Source organism: Psychrobacter proteolyticus, from assembly GCF_003350005.1.
GTDB classification, from domain to species: domain Bacteria; phylum Pseudomonadota; class Gammaproteobacteria; order Pseudomonadales; family Moraxellaceae; genus Psychrobacter; species Psychrobacter proteolyticus.
Window position 1 is genome coordinate 1,022,713 of record NZ_QLKS01000001.1, and the last position, 22,846, is coordinate 1,045,558.

Here is a 22,846-nt window from a genome sequence, read left to right on the forward strand (position 1 = left end):
ATATAAAGCCTCCCTTTTTTGCTAATTACTAAACATTATCTCATCAATAGCTCATTGACGCGTTTTAGGTAAGCGGCTGGATCGTCTAGCTGACCGCCATCTGCCAATAATGCTTGATCAAAAATGACTTGCGCCAGATCATCAAACTGATCACTACTTTCAAGCTTCTTGATGAGTGGATGATCAGGATTTACTTCTAGCGTTGGCTTACTTGCTGGTACGTCCTGACCCATTTGCTGTAGCATCTGAATCATTTGTGGCGATAGCTCACCTTCACCAACAACCAAGCAAGCTGGACTATCGACTAAACGAGTAGACACTTTGACGTCTTTGGCACGCTCGCCCAATGCAGCCTTTAATTTATCAACAACAGGCTTTAGCGTTTCTTGGGCTTTCTCCGCTTCCGCTTTTTCTTCATCATCTTGCAAGTCGCCTAGGTCTACTGCGCCTTTGGCGATGTTTTGCAGCGGTGTCTCATCGAATGAGGTCAAGAAGTTCATTGCCCATTCATCAACACGGCTGGTCATCAAGATAACTTCAATGCCTTTTTTCTTAAATAGCTCAAGTTGCGGGCTGTTTTTCGCAGCGGCTAGGTTATCAGCGGTGAGGTAGTAGATGGCTTTTTGGCCATCTTTCATACGACCTTTATAATCTTCGAAGCTTGTTACCAAACCGTCTTGGGTGCTGGTAGCATAACGCAATAGCTTAGCAATACGTTCTTGATTGCCTGCGTCTTCGCCTAGGCCTTCTTTGATGACATCACCAAACTCTGCATAGAACTGGGCAAACTTCTCTTGCTTATCACTGTCTTCGCTATTCGCAAGGCTTGCGAGTAAGGTTAAGATACGGCGAGCGTTACCATCACGGATAGATTTTACATCACGTGACTCTTGTAGTAGCTCACGACTCACGTTCAATGGTAAATCTGCTGAATCAATCACACCTTTCACAAAACGCAAATACATCGGTAGCAGTTGCTCAGCTTCGTCCATGATAAAGACGCGCTTCACATAAAGCTTTAGACCATGCTGCTGCTCACGAGTATATAGATCGACTGGCGCTTTTTTAGGGATATATAGTAGCTGCGTATACTGTACGCGACCCTCTACACGGTTATGCGTCCAAGTAAGCGGCGCATCCATGTCATAAGAAATATTCTTATAAAAATCGACATACTCATCATCTTCAATTTCAGAGCTTGAGCGAGTCCATAGTGCACTGGCTTTGTTGATTGTTTCCCACTCATCAGTGAGCACCATCTGGCCACCAGCAGGCGTGTCGTCGTTCTCGTCTTCTTTTACATCTTCTTGCCAGATCTCTTTACGCATCTGAATCGGCAGGCTGATATGGTCAGAATATTTATTAACCAAGCGCTTGATTTTGGTGCGATCCAAGTAGTTATCTTCGCCCTCGCTATATTCTTCTTTTAGATGCAAAGTAATCGCCGTACCGCGCGTGTCTTTGGTAATAGGTTCAACAGTAAAACTACCAGTACCATCTGATACCCAGCGTACGCCTTTATCCGCAGGCTCGCCCGCTTTGCGTGATTCGACACTGATGGTATCAGCCACGATAAAACCCGAGTAAAAACCAACACCGAACTGACCAATCAATTGACCGTCTTGTTTCTGTGATTCAGACAATTTGTCCAAAAATGCTTTGGTACCTGATTTAGCAATCGTACCTAAGTTTTCGATTGCATCGGCTTCGTTCATACCAATACCGTTGTCGGTAAAGGTAATAGTTTTAGCAGCTTCATCAACAGCGATGCGGATTTTTAATTCGCCATCATCTTCATAAAGGCTATCATCATTTGTACCTTCAAAGCGCAACTTATCACAGGCATCAGAGGCGTTAGATACCAACTCGCGGACAAAAATATCAGCGTTAGAATATAGTGAATGCGTTACCAAATGCAGTAGCTGCGCCACTTCTGCTTCAAACGTATGTTTTTTTAATTCTGGATTCAGACCTTCAGCTTGAGTTGCTTCACTCATAAAAACTCCTTTAAATTCTATGAAAGACCTATTATCAGATAACGATACACTCACTAAAGATGCTCTCATAATGTTAGAGAACCCGCCGTATGCAATACCGTTAAACTGTCTATACTAATAGGGGCATTGAGAAAAAATTCAAGCTCAAAAGCCCTATTCAACAAAAAACACCGCGCTTGTTTACCAAGGCGGTGTTCTGGTATCAGTTATTTGCTTGCTCGGTTTTTGCTTACTCGGTTATTTAATTGCTCAGTCATTTTTTGATGTAGCAATCAAAGTGCAAACAACAGCAACTATTCTGAATATGCTTCTATCAATATATCCCAGAGAGTCGTCAGCTTTTTTGAAAATTGAGTGTAGGTTTTCATAGTAACCTCTATGTCGATTAACATTGACTTGTTAGTAATATTATCTTTTTAGTAATATCGTCTTGTTAGCTACTATTAAAACCATTTCTCTATTATTTGTATAATTAATTGATTACAATTTATCGTTTCATTTTTCAAAACTATAAAATGACTGACTCTTAGTTTTTTAACGTGGCATCGGGCGAATAGTAAGGATTTGCTCACTACGACCAAAAGGCCCTTGTACATCGTGCAATACTGCACTGGTCAGTCCGATACCATCATCGCCATATTGTTGTACAGCCTCGATACCGAGCCAGCGACCTTTTGGCGAGCGATGCATATGGATTTGCAAATCAGTATTGGGAAACATCCACTCTAACTTAGATAAACCAAGACCCAATCTTGGTACAACACCGTTGGCAGTATCGACCATACCTAACAGATGCACCAAGTCATCAGTCGGCTTACCTTCTACCATGTCTAGATCATTGGTAATCCATACCATACCGCGACCAGCACGACGGTCTTCTGTCGCTACTAGACGTACGCTTTCGATAAAGCCGCCCGGCCAGCCTTTCATACCTTCCCAAACTGGCAATTCTTCAGGTTTGTATTCTGCTGGTTGATCTTCAAGTCCGGCAATCTCACTGGTATCTTGAGTAATCAGTCGCCACGCTCTTGCTATAATGGCGTCACGGCCACGGCTGCTCATGACCGCTTCAATCAGCTCAATAGTCTTACCTGGTCGAATACAGCGAGTAGTAATAGTAAAATCATCAAGCGGTATTAGCCCCAAGATATCAAGACTCACACGTGCGATACGAATATTAGGTTGTGGCGCAAAGCTATTAATCTCGGCTGTTAATAGGCCTGTTGCTGGCGCCATGTGCTGCTCATGCTCATTCCAAGCACCTTGAGCATGCTTGGTTGGCTGATAATACGCCACACTGACACCGTCTTCTTGTAATTCTCGTTTAATAAATTTGTAATAAGCAGTCATAGCTATCCTATATTTGGCACTTTCACCTGTATTTTTTATTTATGCTTGTACTTTCTATTTATGGATAAGCTCTTGTTTTCTTAGCGTGAGAATCCGACGAGCTTTTTGTATGAAAAACAATAAACAAATCATGACTACTGCGAGCATCGCGTAAAAAAAGCTTTTTTCTGCCATAAACTTCATAATATTCATAAACAATACGAAGACCACTGCTGCCATCACTAGCATGTTAAGTTTCAGTTGTTTGTTGACTTCAGCGAGCGTGGCCTCTGACAATACAAAGCGGGCTTTTGGTTCTTTCATGCGACCTTATCCATATAAATGATGATTCATACAAATACAAACGTAAACACTAGTTACTTACCAACCTGAGTGACAGGAATCCGCAACGCTTTCGGTAGACTAAACGTTACGTTTTCTTCAATACCGGATAGCTCACTGGGCAAATCACCACCCCAATCTTGCAACTGCTGCAGTACTTCTTGGATCAGCACCTCAGGCGCGGATGCACCAGCGGTCACGCCAATACTTTGGACGCCATCTAACCAACGCTTATCCATCTCACTGGCATTATCGATTAGATACGCTCGGCAATTCATACGCTCAGCCAGCTCTCGTAAGCGATTAGAGTTTGATGAATTTGGCGAACCGACTACCAAGACTACTTCACAGCGACTGGCCAAATCTTTTACCGCATCTTGGCGGTTCTGAGTGGCATAGCAAATGTCGTCTTTGCGAGGGCCTTGGATACTAGGGAATTTTTCACGCAGTGCATCGATAACGCGAGCAGTATCATCCATCGATAAGGTTGTCTGAGTCACAAATGCCAAGCGTTCGGCATCTTGTACAGTCAATGCGGCCACATCACTCTCATCTTCGACTAGATGAATTTGTCCGCCATGGCGACGATTGAAACGCCCCATAGTACCTTCGACTTCCGGATGCCCTGCATGTCCTATCAACACTGCATCCATCCCATCTTGCGCAAACTTTGCCACTTCAATATGTACTTTAGTAACCAATGGGCATGTCGCATCAAACACTGTAATATCACGGCGACCAGCCTCATCTTCAACCGCTTTAGAGACCCCATGAGCAGAAAAGATAACAACAGATCCGTCTGGTACTTCGTGAAGCTCTTCAACGAACACCGCACCACGATTGGCCAAGTCCGACACCACGAACTTATTATGCACAACTTCATGACGGACATAAATGGGCGGCTCGAAACGTGTCAGTGCTTCATTAACAATTGCAATTGCACGGTCCACACCAGCACAAAATCCACGAGGATTAGCAAGATAAATTTGCATAAAAAGGCCTATCATTGGATAATTTATAGTTAAAACGTATTTTGAATGTTTTCATTCAAAAGTTGGGGCAAAACCAATGCTCTACTTTAGCATAATTTGCTTTTATCGCTCTCTAAAATAGCTGTCTACTTATAGCAATATTTTGTGGGCAAACCTCAGCATACTAATGACATATTGCAAAACCAGCTTTAACTTGTATAAAAGCAGTTTATAATAACGCATCTATTATAATTTCTATCGCCATACATGATGGCGTTTTTTATTTTTTCCAGTCTTTATTTTTGGCTGAGGCACTGCTTAATTTTTTATCAACACGCATTTATTACGATACATTTTACGAGTTACCAAGACACCTTCTATTAGGATAAATTGTATGACAGGTTCATTATTCATTGTTACTGCCGCTTCAGGTACTGGCAAGACCTCACTGGTTAAACAGTTGCTTGCTACGACCAACGACTTAACGGTCAGTATCTCACATACGACTCGCACCCCGCGCCCGGGCGAGATTGATGGTCAGCACTATCATTTCACAGATACCGATAGTTTTACCAATGGTATCAATGCGGGTCTATTTCTAGAGCATGCTGAAGTATTTGGTAACTATTATGGCACGTCAGAGGAAAGTGTACGTACCCAGCTAGCGGCGGGTATTGACGTTATTTTGGAGATTGACTGGCAAGGGGCGACGCAAATCAGAAATATCTTTCCCGATGCCATTATGGTTTTTATTCTACCACCCAGCATTGCGACATTACGTCAACGTCTCTCAACCCGTGCGCAGGATTCTGTAGAAGTTATAGAGCGCCGTCTAGCTGGCGCGGTCACCGAAATGGCACAATATGTGAATGCTGACTATGTAGTGATCAATGATAATTTTGATGTAGCCTTAGCTGAGCTTAAAGCGATTATCGTGGCAGATAGACAAACACTTAGTCGTCAGCAGCAACGCTATCATCGCACGATTAGCAACTTGCTAAATAAGCAAGTAGAAGAGTAAACTAGGCTGCAACGTTCGTCAGATGCTTATCTAATAAGTAGATATAAAAAGCAACTACGCCACTCAGCAAAAAATGATATAATATTTAGCTATCCCCCTTTATGTATTTGATATCATTTTTATTGAGTGGCGGGCAAGGTCCGTTACTAATAAAAACAACCGAGGTAGCTATTTATGGCACGAGTGACGATTGAAGATTGTTTGGATAATGTTGATAATCGCTTTGAGCTAATTTTGGTCGCAAGCAAACGCGCCCGCCAATTGGCCAAAGGTATTGCTGAACCAATGGTTGACGTTGATAACGACAAACCTACAGTATTGGCACTACGTGAAATTGCCGCTGGCAAAATCACACGCGACATTCTAAATCAGCCAGAGCATAATTTTGCTACTAGCTCATTAGATTTAGCATTGTCAGGCGACCACAGCTTCTAATAAGCTATTTTGATAAGATGTATTTTATAAAGCCAGTAGCGTTTTTATAAAATAAGCACACATCTTGATCAACTCTAGAGACCACAGCATAGGCTGTGGTTTTTTGGTTGTAATAATAATGTATTGGCTATTTTGGCAATCACTTGTCCACGAAATAGACCACTGAGTTAACTTTTTTCACCGCCTACACGCTTATTAGTTGACATTGAAAGCAATTTGCGATTAATTAGAGAGTGGCATACTTATCCTTAAATTTTGTATGTTAGGCTGTTATTTAGCAGCCATTTATTTCGGTAAACTGCCTAGTAAGTAGTTCATGGAAAATAGGATCATTAGTTTATGAGTCAAACCCTACCCAAACTCAGTCATCATCTCGTCGATGACGCTCAATATAACTTGCTACGTTCAGTGGGTTATCTTACTGCTGCTGAGCGCCGAGATATTGTTGATGCTTGTGAGTTCGGAGACATTGCGCACATTAAAGACAAGCGCAAATCAGGGGAACCTTATATCACTCATCCAATCGCTGTCGCTGAGATATTGGCTGGCTTTCGTCTAGATCGAGATACTATTATTGCAGCAATCCTGCATGATACGGTCGAAGACACGGAAGTAAGTGATGAACAAATCAAACAGCGTTATGGCGTGGTAGTATCAAGGCTGGTTGATGGCGTGACCAAGCTAAAGTCTTCTTCACATAATAAGCAGCAGAACAAAGCTGCCACCTTCCATAAAATTTTGACTGCCACACTCGCTGACCCACGCGTATTGATTATTAAGCTTGCTGACCGCCTGCATAATATGTCTACGCTTGATGCCGTACGTCCTGAAAAACAGCGTACAACAGCTCAAGAGACCTTAGATTTTTATGTACCATTTGCACGATTAATGGGTCTGAACGATATTGCTGACTATATCGAGGTATTGTGTTATCGCAATCTAGACTCTGATATGTACAATAAGCTGGCTGACAAATTATTACAGCATGGACTTGGACGTAACTTTCAAAGAGAAGCTATTCATCGTTACCTAAGTATCGTTCTAAATAATTTGGACCTTAATGGCCTAGTAAAAGTCTTAGACAATCGCGTGGTCATATATCGTCAGTTTTTCCGCAATCGCGGTGAAATTAACACGCTACTACGTCACTATGCGTTTGAGATCGTCCTCGACAATATCGAAGCTTGTGACAAACTGGCTTATTATTTGATTAAAAAGTATCAGATCGATGATACCCATATTGCTGATAATATTCGTCGGCCACTACCAGGTGGTAATCAATCCCTCACTCTCATCTATGAGCGTGATAATGATGTGGTAAAAGTCACTATATTGACCAAGCAAATGCAGAGTGCTGCAAGACTTGGTGTCATCGGGGCTGAGCATGCATCTGATGTTAGTCAATCTGTTATCCAAGCGTCATTACGTAACATGAAAGACTTGGTCGATGAAGACAATCTGAATGAAAACAGCCCTGATTTTTCAGCGGCAGTTTCTACCATTAATGAGCTAATGGATTATCTGCACTCCAGTAAAATTATTTGCTATAGTCCTCAAGGGCGTGCTTACGAGCTTCCACAGGGTGCAACGGCGCTAGACTTCGCCTATGCGGTCGGGCCTATGATTGGTAACGTTGCCGTTGGGGCAAATATTGATGGCAAAGCTGCAAAACTTGGCACCGTGGTAAAAAATGGCCAGTCAGTTGAGATAGAGGTAAATAGCCACTCAGAACCAAAAGCTGAGTGGTTAGGCTTCGTGGTAACCAATAAAGCACGTGAAGAGATCTTACGTTGGTTTAAGGATCTATCTATTGCTGATAAACAACACCATGGCAGGCAAGCACTGGATCGCGCGCTCAAAACTCATCAGAAAAGTTTTGATGATTTAACAGAAGCAGACTGGAAAGACCTCACTGAATGGCGCGGATTAATTACCAAAGATGCCTTATTTGAACAAATAAGTTCAGGTACGCTGCTTCCTCAATTAGTCGTGACACGATTATTTAGCGATGAGCTGAGCGATCTACAGGCACAAGTACATAGCGATGATATGACCCAACCGCAACAGCTCATTGCAAACGCTGCTGGCGTTGAGCTTAATTTTGCCAATTGCTGTCATCCGATATATGGCGACCCTATTGTGGGACATTTATCACGTCATGGTTTAGTCGTACATCGACATAAGTGTTTCTCACTAGACGATATCCGCAAAGACAACCCTTATCAGGTGATCCAATTACGTTGGCGTAATGATAATGCGATCAAACAAGGTGACATCGGCGAGCATGACCTAAAAAATAGCGGCAAGATTCGTTTTCCTGCCTATTTAAAGCTCTCTATTGCGCTTAGTGATGAACAAATCAGTGAAGTTATCTATCATTTACGCCAGTTGCATATGGGTGTCGAGACCGTTGATGTTCGCAATACTGATACTATCATTCATATTGTAGTACGTAGTCGTAATCATTTAGCACAGGGCATTCGTGAGTTACGATCGTTGCTAGGTTTTCCTAACATCATACGATTATATCAATTATAATAAGCCCATTTTATAATTTGCATCACTTATGTAGTCCTGATGCAAATAGCTAAAATAGAACTGCTATTCTAGTAACAATCAATCACATAAAATATAAAAGGGATATCCCATGACTCGTCAAACCATCCAAACTGATAAAGCACCTGCAGCTGTCGGCACCTATTCACAAGCTGTGAAAGTCGGCAATACTGTCTATATCTCAGGTCAGCTTGGTTTTGATCCTGACACGATGGAGCTAAGAGAAGGTTTTAAAGCGCAGGCTGAGCAAGTGTTTGAAAATATCAAAGCTATCTGTGAAGCAGCTGGCGGCAGTCTGAATGATGTGGTGAAATTCAATGTATCTTTGACTGACTTAAGTGATTTTGCCGTCTTAAACGAAGTGTTTGTCGCCAATCTAAGTGAGCCATACCCTGCCCGCGCTGCCGTCCAAGTAGCTGCTCTACCTAAAGGTGGTGTGGTAGAAATTGAGTCTATTCTTTATATCGAATAAGACGATATTGAATGCTTAATATTAAGTGCTAATTGTTAAGCGCTCATTTCAGCAACAGCCTATAAGTCATATCACAATAAGCTTAGCATCATGCTAAGCTTATTGGTCTCCATTCTATTATTCTGATCTCATATTCACCTAATAAGACTGCGAAGCCGTTTATGTTGGTACAAGTTGCGCTGCCCGTTCCCCTTTATCGGGTGTTTGACTATAGCTTACCAGCTGATATGCTTGCTTTGCCAAACAGTGTGATACCGCAAATTGGCAGCCGTGTCGAAGTTTCATTCGGTCGTCAGACTCTGATTGGCATTGTGATTACTCATATTTCACAAGACGATAGCAGCGTACCTGTTAACAAAATCAAACCCATCAATAAATCTCTAGATGCTGAGCCTATTTTGGACTCGGACATGCTCAAGCTTGCCTATTGGCTGGCACGCTATTACCACTATCCACTTGGCGATGTGTTAGCAGTTATCCTGCCAAGCCTTGTCCGTCAAGGCAAACCATTAGACTTGCTGATTACCCATTGGCGCATTTTGCCTCATATCACTGATGAGGATTTTCGGGCCAATGCTAAAAAACAAAAGCAGCAGTTCGATATACTAAAGCTACATGGACAGCATGGTGCAAGCGAAGATGTATTGCTACTAGAAGGGATGCAACGAGCCTTTTTAAAGACGCTAGAAGATAAAGGGTTAGTCGAACGCTATATTCAACCAAAACAAGCACCTACTCCAGTTAAACTGGCAAAAATGCCACTTGATCTTAATGATGAGCAGAAACTTGCTGTCGACGCTATTATTGCTGCCCATGAGTCCGATACTTATACTGGTTTTTTGCTCAACGGCATTACTGGTAGTGGTAAAACCGAAGTTTATCTGCAAGCAATGCAAGCCATACTAGAGGCTGGCAAACAGGTTCTTATTTTAGTACCAGAGATTGGCCTCACACCACAAACACGTGCAAGGTTTGCCAGTCGGTTCGCAGCCCACATTGTGCTATTACATTCAGGTATGACCAATACTCACCGCTTGCAAGGTTGGCAAGACTGCCGCACGGGTCATGCACAAATCGTGATCGGTACACGTTCGGCTGTGCTATACCCTTTCGCAGACTTAGGCTTGATTGTCGTTGATGAGGCGCATGATGGCTCGTATAAGCAACAAGACACATTACGTTATCATGCCGCTGATGTCGCTCTCTATCGAGGTTTGCAGTACAAAATCCCAGTGATACTTGGTACTGCAACGCCTTCTCTTGAGCATTTAAAACTGGTCGATGATGGCAAGCTATCAGAATACCAACTGCTTACTCGTCCAGGTAATGCCAAACCTGCAACCATGCAACTGATCGATGCTCGCTTGCAAAGCACCCATCAACAAGCCCAAGATGACGGTGCGCGCTATGATACAGGGCTGACGGATGCCATGATCGGGGCGATACGGCAAACGCTAGAGGCCGGTGATCAAGTACTAATATTTTTGAACCGTCGTGGCTATGCACCTGTTCTATTGTGCGAGGCTTGTGGCTGGCAAGCAGATTGTCCGCGCTGTGACGCTCACCTGACCGTTCACTATAATAGCCAATCTCAGCGGGGCAGTTATTCAAGCAACTCTTATTTGAAATGCCATCATTGCGATTGGCAAGCCTATATCCCTACCGTATGCCCTGATTGTGGTAGTCAAAACCTAGACGCCAAAGGTATGGGAACGACAAGGCTCAGCGAAAATCTACACGCAATCTTTGCCAATCCTCAGACCAGCAAAGAACTCTATCCAATTATTCAGATAGACCGTGATACCACAAGACGCAAAGACAGCTGGGAAAACATTTACGAGCAAATCAATAAAGGCAACCCTGCCATATTAGTCGGTACACAGATGGTTGCCAAAGGTCATCACTTCCCCAACGTTACGTTGGTTTGCTTACCCAATGCCGATCGCGGATTTTTATCCGCAGATTTTCGCTCACCAGAGCATACCGCACAGCTCATGATTCAAGTGGCTGGCCGTGCTGGTCGAGGTGACAAAGCTGGACGCGTATTGATTCAAACCCTGCAGCCTGATAACGAGTTACTATTAAAACTGGTCAAAGACGGCTACTTGTCATTTGCACGCGAACTACTGCAAGAGCGTCAAATGATGGGCTTACCTCCTCATCGACATGCTGCATTGATACGTTGTGAAGGTAAAACATTGGCAGCCACCACTCAAGCGCTCAAGGATGCTATTGCGCATTTGCCTAATGCTCATAACCTTGCTGTTCTCGGTCCTATTGATGCGCCCATGAGTAAAAAGAACAGCCGCTATCATGCTCAGCTTTTGCTATTGGCTAAAGATCGTCGTCAATTGCACCATGTGTTAGGACAGTGGTGGCAGCCAGTGCTTGCCCTACCAAGCGCTAAATACCTCAAGCTTACTTTGGACATTGATCCTGTCGGTTGGTAGTTTTACCTTAAAATCTAACCAATAACCGTCTATATTCCTGCTCATATCCGTCTTATGTTTACTTCGTCGTTACAGCTTCTTATGCTTGGCTATGTTAACTTTATAATGATCAAATGGCATACGATCAAGGCTCTATGCCTACTCTACCCATAGCAAACATCACGTATCAGTAAGCATCATCTATCGAACGTAACTATCAGCGAATTTGAGTATTATTATGAATCCAAATAGTCCAAACTCTGGCGAGCATAATCATAACCAGCAGCATGATAGTACTGATGTGTCTAAGTACACTCAGGAAAACCAAGGCCATCACGATCATGATGAGCATCATGAACAGACAACCACAGCACGAGATACTAAAGGCTATCAGCGCACCTTGCTGTTCAGCTTTATTATCATTACTGGTTATATGTTTATCGAAGCCATTGGTGGGTGGCTTACCGGTAGTTTGGCTCTGCTATCTGATGCAGGGCATATGCTAAGCGATGCGATAGCGCTTGGCGCCACTTTGGTCGCATTTAAAATCGGCGAAAAAGCGGCTACCCACCAAAAAACTTTCGGCTACAAGCGTTTTGAAATATTAGTTGCTACGGTGAATGGCGCGACACTTATCATAATCGCTTTAATGATTTTTTATGAAGCGATTAAACGCTTTAATTCACCGCCAGAAATTGCGACCCAAGGCATGCTTATTGTGGCGACTATCGGTATGCTGATCAATATTTTGGTCGCTTGGCTAATGCACCGAGGCAGTCAAAGTGGCGAAACACACGGCGATAAGCATAGTGATAGTCATGGCATGGATGATGCCAAAGTCTCAGAACAAAAATCTGATAATACAGAACCCGTTAACCTCAATATGCAAAGTGCCTATTTGCACGTATTGAGCGATTTATTAGGTTCAGTGGCTGCGATTGTCGCTGCACTACTTATGATGGGTTTTGGTTGGGTATGGGCAGACGCAGTGGCATCAGTAATCGTTGCTGTGCTTATTTTAATCAGTGGCTACCGTGTCGTACGTGATTCTGTGCATATATTAATGGAAGGGACACCCGCCAATATATCACTAGTCGACGTAGAGCAAAAATTACTCAAAAACGCCCAAGTACAAAAAGTACATGACCTACATGTTTGGAGTATTACTAGCGGACTTAATGCACTCTCTTGTCACGTGGTAGTCGATGGTGAGATGAGTATCCATGAGTCAAATACTCTAATTGCCAGTCTCGAGCAAAGACTGCTGGAGCTGGGCATTCACCATGCTACTATTCAGGTTGAAAGCTCGTCTCATCCACAGAATATCTCACATAGCGATGCATTGGTATGTGATATTTCGGGACAGCTACCTGCTGGCAATAGTCATATTGGTCATAACCATTGACGATAGTCAATAAGCTAAGTGATTGAATAAAGAGGCCAGTAGCTCGAATCCAAACCTGAAAAATATAGACAAGGCTATCTCATACTGGTTGATACCAACAGTTAGATGGAATTAAAAATCAAATTTTGGCCAAATTAACACAATTGTGATTTTCGATAAACTTTTGCTTTATTCAACTAAAAAACTCAATTCCAGATGAGCTTATGTGGTTATAATAACTATTATAAAGTTTTATTTAGCATCCCAGTTAATTTTTATAATCATACTTTTTGGTATTTTCACTCTATCTATTGATGATACAACACTATGTCTAGACGCTCAGCACCCTTTGTCGCCCCAGACTATATCGATGATCCTGCATCGAAAGATGGCAAAAAACACGCCAAAGTTTTGTTATCAACGCTGCAAGAAGACATTGCAAACTTCCGTAATGAACAGTTCCCACCTGATATTTTGCGACAAATCCGCGATATGCCTATTTATGAAGGTAACTTAACCGAAGTCCAAACGTATCAGCAACGTTGGCAAAACCTGCTTGAGCGCGCAAAGGATTTTTATCCAGCGGCCAACATGCCACCTGACTATCTACCGCTTCCAGCCAGTCTTGAAATACCGCAATTTATCTATCATGTTCAGCGCTTACATTTGACTAAGACACGTGCTAAAGAGTCCAAAAGCTTTGGGGCAGTAGGTGCTGTGACCGATAAGTGTGGTCAATATACGGATGATGAAATTGAGCGCATGACAGCGATATTAGACAATAACGATGAAGCTCGACTGGTAGCGCATCGTGAATTTATCGATTTGCGTGCTTATGTTTTTTGTCGCAATAGCAAGGGTGAGATGCTAGAGCCTGAGCGGGTACGCTTTTATCGTACTGGTCTCATTGTACATGCTCTGCCTGATTTTAAGATTGTAGATAGTCGCCAGACACCACGTAAACGTCGCAACGATGCTTATAACAATCCGCTTGCAGACAATGGTGTGTGGAAAATTTATCGCAAAAAATAATAGATACTAGCGCGATATCGTTTTAGCCATACTAATTTTAGTCACGTCCATTTTATATTGTGTATTTTATTCAAATTTTTAAGGAGCCCAGATGTTCGCTGCTGCCGCCGGCTCACCAAATCTCATGTTGCAAGCTACTATCTTTTTGGGAGCAGCATTGCTCTTCGTACCCCTTGGTAAGCGCTTCGGCATTGCAACGGTTTTAGGCTACCTCATCACTGGACTCATATTGGGCCCAAGTGGCTTGGATGTAGCAGGCGACGCTGAAAGTCTATTGCACTTTTCAGAGTTTGGCGTGGTCATGTTGCTATTTATTATCGGGCTTGAGCTCCAACCTTCGCGGCTCTGGGCATTGCGCCGCTCTATATTTGTATTGGGCGGTTTGCAGGTCGGTTTGACTGGTACGCTACTGATGTGGCTCCTACATCAGTTTTTCTCCTTACAACTAGATACCGCCTTTATCGTTGGTTTCGGTTTAGCCCTGTCTTCTACCGCGTTTGTACTACAGATACTAACTGAGAAACAGCAGCTTTCGAGCACGCATGGTCGAGAAGCTTTTACTATTTTATTATTCCAAGATATTGCGGTCATTCCATTGTTGGCAGTCATTCCGTTTTTATCAGGGGTGCGTGAACAAAGCTACGATTTGATTTATTTCGGTAAGGTTTTTGCTGTCTTTGCCGGACTGATTTTCGCCAGCCGATATGTGGTTCGACCCTTCTTTAAATTTGTGGCTTCTAGTGGTGCCTCAGAACTACTGACAGCGGTCGCGCTATTTATTGTGATGGGCGTGTCTATCTTAATGGGCCAAATTGGCCTATCAATGGCATTAGGTGCATTTTTGACAGGTGTGTTGTTAGCAGATTCCGAGTATCGCCATGAGTTAGAGGCCAGTATCGAACCTTTTAAAGGATTGTTATTAGGTCTCTTCTTTATGTCGGTCGGTATGCTTACCGATGTCAAACTCATTCTGGCAGAGCCCATCTTTATCATTGGCTGTGCCCTCGCCTTGATGTTTATCAAGTTTGCAGTGATTGCAGGTATTGCAAAAGTATCGGGCAATCGCTGGCCGACCAGTATCCGATTGGGCGTAACCCTAGCTCAAGGTGGTGAGTTTGCCTTTGTCCTATTCAGTGTCGCCACTGCCCAAAATGTCTTACGACCTGAGCTTGCTAACACCCTTAACCTTGTGGTTACCATCTCGATGGCGCTGACACCTCTGGCATTCTTGTTGTTAGAAAAAGTGGGTGAACCGTTATTTGCCAAGAGCAAGCCGAGCCGCGAATACGATACCATTCCCGATCATGAGCATCAGGTCATTATTGCGGGCTTTGGCCGTGTCGGTCAGATTATTGGCCGTGTACTGCGCATGCATAATATCGAATTTACCGCCATCGAACGCTCCGCAAACCGAGTAGATTTTGTAAGAAAATTTGGTAACCAAGTCTATTATGGCGATCCGAAAAACCCTGAAATCCTGCGGGCTGCGGGCATTCAAAAAGCGCGGGTGTTTATTCTCGCTATCGATGACTTAGAACGCTCCATCACGACCGCTCAATACTTACGTAAAAATTATCCTGAACTGATTGTATTGGCAAGAGCACGCGACCGTCAGCACTATTACCGATTGCGTGAAGTTGGGGTACGTCATATTTGGCGTGAGACTTATTTGTCGTCTTTGGACATGTCACGTGAATCGCTACAGTTATTAGGTATCTCACCAGAAAAAGCGCGAGAAACAGTAAAAACATTCCGTGACTATGATGATGACTTGATCGAACGCCAACAAGCTATCTATGATGATGAGGCTAGCATGATTGAATCCGCACAATCAGCAATGGCTGAGCTTGAAAGCTTGTTTGATGAAGACATTGGTAAAGCACGTAAAATGGATTTGACCGATTTTTATGAGGCGTTAAAGAGCCAAGCAACACCAGTTGAGGAAAAAGATGATACTGCAACGGACTCTAAGCATTAACCCTAAACAGTAGCTCTCAGCACTAGCATCATCTACAAACATTCGTGAAATACAGCCCCTAATCAGCTATGCAGTTTTTAGGGGCTTGTTTTTCATTCAGTGAGCTGGTGCAATCCCAGTTATCACTATCTGGTATATGATAAAAGACCAGCGTCTGCTCGTTTAAGTAGCGTATTGGAAACGTCACGTTTTGAATCGTTGCCACTACCGCACAGTCGGTTTTAGTCACGCCAGCGGCCTGCGTATCGACATGCATACGTATTTGCTGCTGCTCGGTACTAAGTGGCAGATTTACTGGGCACTGCCCTGTCTGCTGATAAATCAACGCCACTCGATTTTGGGCATTCTTTGCAATATCATAAGCATCAAACAAAACTTCGTTTGCTTTTGGCTTGGCAATAATCGGTAAGAACTGCACCTTAATCACCAATAGCGAAAACGCAAAGAAACCAAAACCTAATGCCAGTCCAAATAAGCTAACACTACCTTCTCTTTGCAGATGCGCCTTCTGTGCTGCCTCATCTCGCGGATGATCATTTATCGCATCAGCGATTTCACGCCTTGCCATTCGGTAGTAATACGCATCTGTCCAACGTGCCACCATAAACGACCAAAACAGCCAAATAACGGCAGCAATACCGATACGTGTTGCCATTTGATAAGCGTCTGGTACATAGGACATCGCTATAAATTCAAAGGCGACTAGCACCAGTGCCACATTAAGCTGGATAAAAGACCATCCTGCGACACTATAGACGATCGCATCCATATAGCGCTTGCGATATAGCAGCCAAGGAAAGGTGATAAAAAATGCAGCCCAATGCCATTTTGGCGACAGATAACCTTGCTGATCAAACTGCTCAAAACGTTTAAGGTAATAACGCTGGGTACGATTACCGATGAACCACTTGTCTAACTGCTTACGTTTAGCAGGTGTTAACGACTCTTGATAAAATGGTGGCGGTGAATCGGTCTCGATAAATAACATGGCAACACGCTCTACTTGCTGACTCTTAGAAAAAGCATTTGAAAAATACCATTATATGATAACGCTAAAACCCGTGTGTAACATAGAGAAACCACAGCACTGACCAGCAAATATGCGAAAATAGGATTGTCCGTTCACAGTTGTATGGATTTGACTTATAATAAGCAAACATCACCCACCTAATTAAGCCTTACGAATCCTATGAGTCAACATTCTGATATCAATGACAACGTCAATAGTACCGATACTACTGATGAGCAAACCCTTAATAGCACAAGCGAGCCTATCGATATCGATAACAGTACCAGCCAAGAGATAGAACCGACCTCTGATAAGCATATTCGCATCGTCAATACGTTTATGAAGCGCCGTACGCACATGAACAAAAATGCCGAGCTTGCACTAACTGCTCCAGAATTTTCTGAGTATTTGGTCAATAACAGTTTTGGTGATGGCGATCTTACCGGTATTGACAACCTACGTACGTTATTCGCCGATAGCCCTAACGGTCCAGATGCGCCGCTTACGGTAGAGATTGGTTTTGGCTTGGGTGATTCATTTATTGAAATGGCAGCCGCTGACCCTACTCGTAACTTTGTCGGTGTAGAAGTGCATGAGCCTGGTATTGGTAAATGTGCTTATATGGCTGGCACCCAAGATTTGAGCAACGTAAAAATCATCAATGGTGATGCCATTCAATTGCTCAAGCAACTACCAGAAAACCATATCGACCGTATTCAGCTATACTTCCCTGACCCATGGCAAAAGAAACGCCACTATAAGCGTCGTTTTGTCAGTCCTGAACGCATGACCATTGTTACGCGCAGTCTAAAACAAGGCGGCTGGTTCCATACAGCAACTGACTGGGAGCATTACGCATTTTGGATGGTTGAAGTATTGGATGGTTTCGCTGGACTGACCAACAAAGCAGGTACAGGTAATTTCACTGATCGTCCTGACTTTCGTCCAATGACTAAGTTTGAGCGTCGTGGCCTCGACCGTGGGCATAGTGTGTGGGATTTGATCTATATCAAGGACTGATTAATACAGCTTTACTTTTAAGTGTTTTGACAAAGCGGCTATCTGATATAGCCGCTTTTTTGTGGCTTTCTATAGGCTATAGAAAATATCTCTAAAAATACTAGACATCGTATGCATAACTATGTCTGCTGACATCTTAGGTGTATATCTTAAGTCATACTTCTGACTTTTAATGCCTATAGTATGATTATGCATAAAAATAGATAAATTTTTAATTCGTGAAACATAGCACTAATAATGCTGTCTATAGACAAAATAGCGCCTATAAAGTTATTAAAAACGGAATATGGAATCCGTTTTTAATCCTAATTATCTACGTAAACTTATGTATTATAAGGCTTTACAGAGTTCTCCCCATAAGCTGTGGATAACCCTGTGTATAAGTCACCACTTGACAAGTTTATAGCTAAGCAACTTAAAGGATAAGGTAAAATCGTTCATTTTTTGTACAATTTATAAACCATTTAAAATCAACAACTTATATTAATTTCTTACACATAAGAAATTATTTTAAATAATTTTTGAAATAATTTAATTATTCATGATGTTTCACAATTAGCAAAAATAAGCCTTTTATTTGTTGTGGACAACTCCTAAATCTATTGACAAGCATAGTCATTATCAGGTTCAAAACAATAGCGAGCTATAACATCATTTCTATAGATTTTCAGTCTCATACCATACGACAGATAGTGTCGTCTAGTATCGCTCCACGCTCATTATAGTGCCCTGCTTTTGTTATAATTACCTTATCAAATCAACAGCGTTAAGAAGTTGAGTCAAGTAATTAGCACGCCAAGTCTGACTTAAAAACAACGATAACGACAGTGTATTACGGACTTATTTTTACTTCTCTCGCTATTTAATTTTACTGTATAGTAGAACGATAAATTCGATACTACTACCTATACCAGTCAAGTGACAACCTATTTTTCGATAGAATAGCCAAACAATAATGACCGACTACATAACAGTCAATATGCGTTTTCCAAAAGTTTTAACAGTACCAATATTTTACTTATAGCATTAACTTAACTACCGAAAACAAGGAATCCAATATGGACGACAATAAAGCCAAAGCCCTTAAAGCGGCATTAGGTCAAATCGAAAAGCAATTTGGTAAAAACACCATCATGCATCTAGGCGATGACTCGGCCATTATGGATGTCGATGTGGTCTCTACAGGCTCTCTAGGATTAGACATTGCGCTTGGCATTGGTGGTCTACCAAAAGGCCGTATAGTTGAAATTTACGGTCCAGAAAGCTCAGGTAAAACCACCATGACCCTGCAAGCTATTGCAGAATGTCAAAAGCAAGGCGGGACCTGTGCCTTTATCGATGCTGAGCATGCGCTTGACCCTGTCTATGCACGCAAGCTTGGGGTAAACACTGATGACTTATTGCTCTCGCAGCCTGACAATGGCGAGCAAGCACTTGAAATCACCGATATGTTGGTACGCTCAGGCGCAATCGACATGATCGTGATTGACTCAGTAGCTGCCTTGACGCCGCGTGCTGAGATTGAAGGCGAAATGGGTGACTCACATATGGGTCTGCAAGCGCGTCTGATGAGCCAAGCCCTACGTAAAATCACTGGTAACGCCAAACGCTCTAACTGTATGGTGGTGTTTATTAACCAAATCCGTATGAAAATCGGTGTTATGTTCGGTAGCCCTGAAACGACGACTGGTGGTAACGCGCTGAAATTTTACGCTTCTGTACGTATGGATATTCGCCGTATTGGTGCGGTCAAAAACGGTGATGAAATCATCGGTAACCAGACCCGTGTCAAAGTCATTAAAAATAAAATGGCACCACCTTTCCGCCAAGCTGAGTTTGAAATTACTTATGGTGAAGGTACTAACCACTTAGCCGAAGTCATCGACTTAGGTGTAGAGATTGGAGCGGTTGGTAAAGCAGGATCTTGGTACAGCTATGGCGACGAAAAAATCGGTCAAGGTAAAGCCAACTCTGTGCTTTTCTTAAAAGAGAACCCTGCCATTGCCCAAGAAATCGAAGATAAGATTCGTGACGAAAAGCTTGGTACAAAGAAAAATAGCAAAGCCGACGAAACTGAAGAAGCAGAACAGGCTTCTGAACCTGTACAATAATGGTTTAATGATTAACCGTTGTCAGTAACTATGATTCATTATGAAAATTAAAACCTTAGCTGAAATCCTAGCTGAGTCGGGTGCCGACTCAGCTAGTTCTGTTGATAATAAACCAAAAAAACTGTCCAAAAACTCTCGTACGACAGAGCCTAAAAAACGAGAGAAATCCAGTAAACGGACTATCCGTTCAAGTAAAGATGATTCAGTCACGAATAACGCTACTATTGATACAGCGTTTTTTGAAGACTCATGTCCTAAATCAAAGAAGACTTCTAAATCTAAAAAACGTAAAAATCGTTTTCATCCAGCGGCTAATTTTACCGCTGAGCCTAGTGATACCCCTACATATCAACCCCCTGAAGCGCAAACCATCAAAGAGATGCTGGCAGAAGTCAAACTCGACATTCATAATGACGAAATTGACAATAGCTTAGCAACAGATAAGGGTCGTAGCACTGAGCCGCCATCCAAAAACTCAGAAAATGAAGCTGAACTTTTTGCTATCAATGATAGTGAAACAGACAGCCAAAACGATAACATACCAGCCGCGCTCAAAGCTTACTTACGAACCCCTGAACAAAAACAAGCAGAAATCGATGCGATCAAAGCAGAAAGTCGATTGCGTTGGCTCGCATTTTATTATTTATCACGCCGTGAATACGGTAAGGCTGAGCTAAAGCAAAAGCTGATCGACAAAGAACAAGACCCAGAGAAAATTGATGCCCTGCTCGATGAGTTTGAAGAAAAAGGTTATCAAAGTGATTACCGCACTACCCTAATGCTGATACGTGAGAATATCCGTAAAGGCCGTGGACGTGGCCGGATCAAACAAGAATTCTATCGTAAGAAAATTGCTATGCCAGGTAACATCGATGAGCTAATCGATATGGCAAATACTGAGTCTGATGAATTTAGTGAGTTTGTAGATGATGATGCAGACAATTTAGTAAACGGTGTAGATTGGCTAAAACTGGCGGTGATAGCTCGTACCAAAAAGTACGGTAATGACATACCAGTTGAACAAAAGGAAAAAGCCAAGCAGTTACGTTTTTTACAGTATAGAGGGTTTAATACCGATATCTGCTTTGCCGCACTTAACCATACTACAGAGACGCTAGACGAGCGATTTTAAGGGCTTACTATCGCTATCGCTATCACTGCCCCTGCCCCTGCCCCTGCCCCTGCCAAGCAGTATTTACCGACAGTCATGATCTTGTGATAGACATAAAAAAGAGCACGTTATATAACGTGCCCTTTAATCAATACTATCAATTATTTTAATCTACATGACTTTTAAGTATTTGATTAGAAATTTCCAAGCTCAAAGCTGTCAAACTACTTAAAATTGCCAAGACGGCTAGATAGCTGGCTAATGATTTGATCTATCTCTTCATTGGCTTCAGACTCATTATCCAGATTACCATTAGGCGTTAGCTGATTCATTACTTCAGGCAACAGCTCAGCAAGTCCCTGTCTTACCTCAGTTTCATTAGCACCAGTATGAGCAGCCACTTGCTGAATTTCGTTTTCATCAAACAAACGGTTGATTTCATTTGGATCTAAATTATCGTTTGCTTCGTTATTACTCATCCAAGAGCGTGCTTGACCTTCATAGCCCATACCAGTGATTTTTGACAATGCACCGCTCAAACCACCATTACGTTTGATCCAGCTAAGTACCATAGGCATCAATGCAGCAACGAGCATACCTTTACCACCAAACCCACTATTAGTACGCTGGCCACCTAATACACTACCTAAAATATCACCTAGTCCACCAGCACCTGAACTCATACCGCCGCGCTGACTACCGCCAGTGAGACCACCAATGATATCATCTAAGCCAAAACCATTATCTGCTTGACGGCTATTTTGTTGAGGGCTATAACCACCTGCCTGACTGCCACCGCCCAGCACACTACCTAAAATATCACCTAGTCCGCCAGTCTGCTGTGTTTCAGTACGTTGGTTAACTGGATTGCGTTGAGCGTCGTCTGGATTCATTGCACTACGTGCCACTTGGCTCACTAAATTCCCTAATAAGCTCATTATCTATTCCTCTTTTTATCGTATTGTTTAGTACAAAAATGCTGCTAAAATTTATGAAACCTCATATTTGCATACATGTGCTTTAATAACAGGACAGCAGACTTATGAGTTTTATTTTCTATTTTTAATATAACAGATTTTAATATAACAAACCTCTTTGTCCTTTGAGATAGCTATTTTGTTATGACGTGTAGAGTTTTCTCATCATAAAAGGAAAAACTTAAGCTCCATAAATAATCAGTTATCTAGCATTACCCTTACTGGTATTGGCTAAAATATTTAATTGTCGCCATTGCTCAGAATTTACTTGATCGCGAAATATAGTGGTTGAAAACGTTCTTTGATAAGGCTCAACGATATTGAATTCGACACTCATCGCCCACTGATAGCGATTTATATCGACCAACTCTGCTTGCCATAATTCATCGCCGCGGCCCATTCGTATCAGTAATTGCCATTCTTTATCAATACGCTGACTGAGCGATGGCTGACTAATATGTAATAGTATTGGTCTCGATATAATCAGATAACTTGCAACTGCTGCCGAGACTATTAAGATTAGTAAATACTGCCACAAAGCCAAAGATGCAAACCATGCTAATATCATCATAACCCCAGTCAAGCCTACATACAGCAGCGCGCGTAAATAACTGACAGGCGTGATAGCTGTATCAATACGTAGCGAGGTTACTAGCGTCATATAAGCGTACC

General features: G+C 42.5%; 18 protein-coding genes. 11 read left to right on the forward strand and 7 right to left on the reverse strand.

All coding sequences use genetic code 11. The features are described 5' to 3' along the window. Positions 1 to 35: 35 nt before the first annotated feature. From htpG to ispH, 4 genes are all read right to left on the reverse strand, one after another. The gene (gene htpG / locus DXK30_RS04225) at positions 36 to 1,997 is read right to left on the reverse strand and encodes a molecular chaperone HtpG (RefSeq protein ID WP_114700584.1); all 1,962 of its coding nucleotides are present in this window, start codon (positions 1,995 to 1,997) and stop codon (positions 36 to 38) included. 534 nt (positions 1,998 to 2,531) lie between these two features. Next, entirely contained in the window at positions 2,532 to 3,347 is an 816-nt protein-coding gene (locus tag DXK30_RS04230; protein ID WP_114700585.1) for a thioesterase family protein, read from the reverse strand. A gap of 54 nt (positions 3,348 to 3,401) precedes the next feature. Next, positions 3,402 to 3,650 (reverse strand): hypothetical protein, encoded by a 249-nt coding sequence (locus DXK30_RS04235; protein ID WP_114700586.1) that lies wholly within the window; start codon positions 3,648 to 3,650, stop codon positions 3,402 to 3,404. Positions 3,651 to 3,703: 53 nt separating this feature from the next. After that, positions 3,704 to 4,660 carry a 4-hydroxy-3-methylbut-2-enyl diphosphate reductase gene (gene ispH / locus DXK30_RS04240; protein WP_114700587.1) on the reverse strand — a complete coding sequence of 319 codons (957 nt, stop codon included), beginning with the start codon at positions 4,658 to 4,660 and terminating at the stop codon, positions 3,704 to 3,706. Between the two features lie 373 nt (positions 4,661 to 5,033). On the opposite strand from ispH, the gene gmk reads away from it, so the two are divergent. The 8 genes from gmk to DXK30_RS04280 all read left to right on the forward strand — a co-directional run bounded on the left by gmk (position 5,034) and on the right by DXK30_RS04280 (position 15,946). Then, on the forward strand, positions 5,034 to 5,660 hold the full coding sequence (gmk, locus tag DXK30_RS04245) for a guanylate kinase (protein ID WP_114700588.1): 627 nt from the start codon (positions 5,034 to 5,036) through the stop codon (positions 5,658 to 5,660). Between the two features lie 174 nt (positions 5,661 to 5,834). Next, positions 5,835 to 6,095, forward strand: coding sequence for a DNA-directed RNA polymerase subunit omega (gene rpoZ, locus DXK30_RS04250; protein ID WP_068403827.1), 261 nt, complete (start codon positions 5,835 to 5,837; stop codon positions 6,093 to 6,095). Positions 6,096 to 6,434: 339 nt separating this feature from the next. After that, positions 6,435 to 8,633 (forward strand): RelA/SpoT family protein, encoded by a 2,199-nt coding sequence (locus DXK30_RS04255; protein WP_114700589.1) that lies wholly within the window; start codon positions 6,435 to 6,437, stop codon positions 8,631 to 8,633. Between the two features lie 109 nt (positions 8,634 to 8,742). Next, complete coding sequence (locus DXK30_RS04260; RefSeq protein WP_057761400.1) at positions 8,743 to 9,123, forward strand: RidA family protein; 381 nt, start codon at positions 8,743 to 8,745, stop codon at positions 9,121 to 9,123. A gap of 161 nt (positions 9,124 to 9,284) precedes the next feature. Continuing rightward, on the forward strand, positions 9,285 to 11,573 hold the full coding sequence (locus tag DXK30_RS04265) for a primosomal protein N' (RefSeq protein WP_114700590.1): 2,289 nt from the start codon (positions 9,285 to 9,287) through the stop codon (positions 11,571 to 11,573). Between the two features lie 217 nt (positions 11,574 to 11,790). Continuing rightward, positions 11,791 to 12,957, forward strand: coding sequence for a cation diffusion facilitator family transporter (locus DXK30_RS04270; RefSeq protein WP_114700591.1), 1,167 nt, complete (start codon positions 11,791 to 11,793; stop codon positions 12,955 to 12,957). Positions 12,958 to 13,263: 306 nt separating this feature from the next. Beyond that, positions 13,264 to 13,968: a hypothetical protein gene (locus DXK30_RS04275; RefSeq protein ID WP_114700592.1), complete on the forward strand. Its 705-nt coding sequence runs from the start codon at positions 13,264 to 13,266 to the stop codon at positions 13,966 to 13,968. A gap of 91 nt (positions 13,969 to 14,059) precedes the next feature. After that, entirely contained in the window at positions 14,060 to 15,946 is a 1,887-nt protein-coding gene (locus tag DXK30_RS04280; protein ID WP_114700593.1) for a monovalent cation:proton antiporter-2 (CPA2) family protein, read from the forward strand. Positions 15,947 to 16,004: 58 nt separating this feature from the next. On the opposite strand, the gene DXK30_RS04285 is transcribed toward DXK30_RS04280, so the two are convergent. Continuing rightward, entirely contained in the window at positions 16,005 to 16,934 is a 930-nt protein-coding gene (locus DXK30_RS04285) for a DUF2628 domain-containing protein (protein WP_114700594.1), read from the reverse strand. A 201-nt stretch (positions 16,935 to 17,135) separates the two neighbouring features. Between DXK30_RS04285 and trmB the strand changes: the two genes are divergently transcribed. From trmB to DXK30_RS04300, 3 genes are all read left to right on the forward strand, one after another. Then, positions 17,136 to 17,975, forward strand: a complete 840-nt coding sequence (gene trmB, locus DXK30_RS04290) for a tRNA (guanosine(46)-N7)-methyltransferase TrmB (protein WP_114700595.1) — start codon at positions 17,136 to 17,138, stop codon at positions 17,973 to 17,975. 1,058 nt (positions 17,976 to 19,033) lie between these two features. Beyond that, complete coding sequence (gene recA / locus DXK30_RS04295; RefSeq protein WP_101205782.1) at positions 19,034 to 20,086, forward strand: recombinase RecA; 1,053 nt, start codon at positions 19,034 to 19,036, stop codon at positions 20,084 to 20,086. A gap of 40 nt (positions 20,087 to 20,126) precedes the next feature. Next, on the forward strand, positions 20,127 to 21,218 hold the full coding sequence (locus DXK30_RS04300) for a RecX family transcriptional regulator (RefSeq protein ID WP_114700596.1): 1,092 nt from the start codon (positions 20,127 to 20,129) through the stop codon (positions 21,216 to 21,218). 203 nt (positions 21,219 to 21,421) lie between these two features. Here the strand turns inward: DXK30_RS04300 and DXK30_RS04305 are convergent, their stop codons facing one another. Together DXK30_RS04305 and DXK30_RS04310 are read right to left on the reverse strand one after the other, a co-directional pair. After that, positions 21,422 to 22,135: a YidB family protein gene (locus DXK30_RS04305; RefSeq protein WP_114700597.1), complete on the reverse strand. Its 714-nt coding sequence runs from the start codon at positions 22,133 to 22,135 to the stop codon at positions 21,422 to 21,424. A 241-nt stretch (positions 22,136 to 22,376) separates the two neighbouring features. Then, positions 22,377 to 22,835, reverse strand: coding sequence for a hypothetical protein (locus DXK30_RS04310; RefSeq protein ID WP_114700598.1), 459 nt, complete (start codon positions 22,833 to 22,835; stop codon positions 22,377 to 22,379). Positions 22,836 to 22,846: the final 11 nt, after the last annotated feature.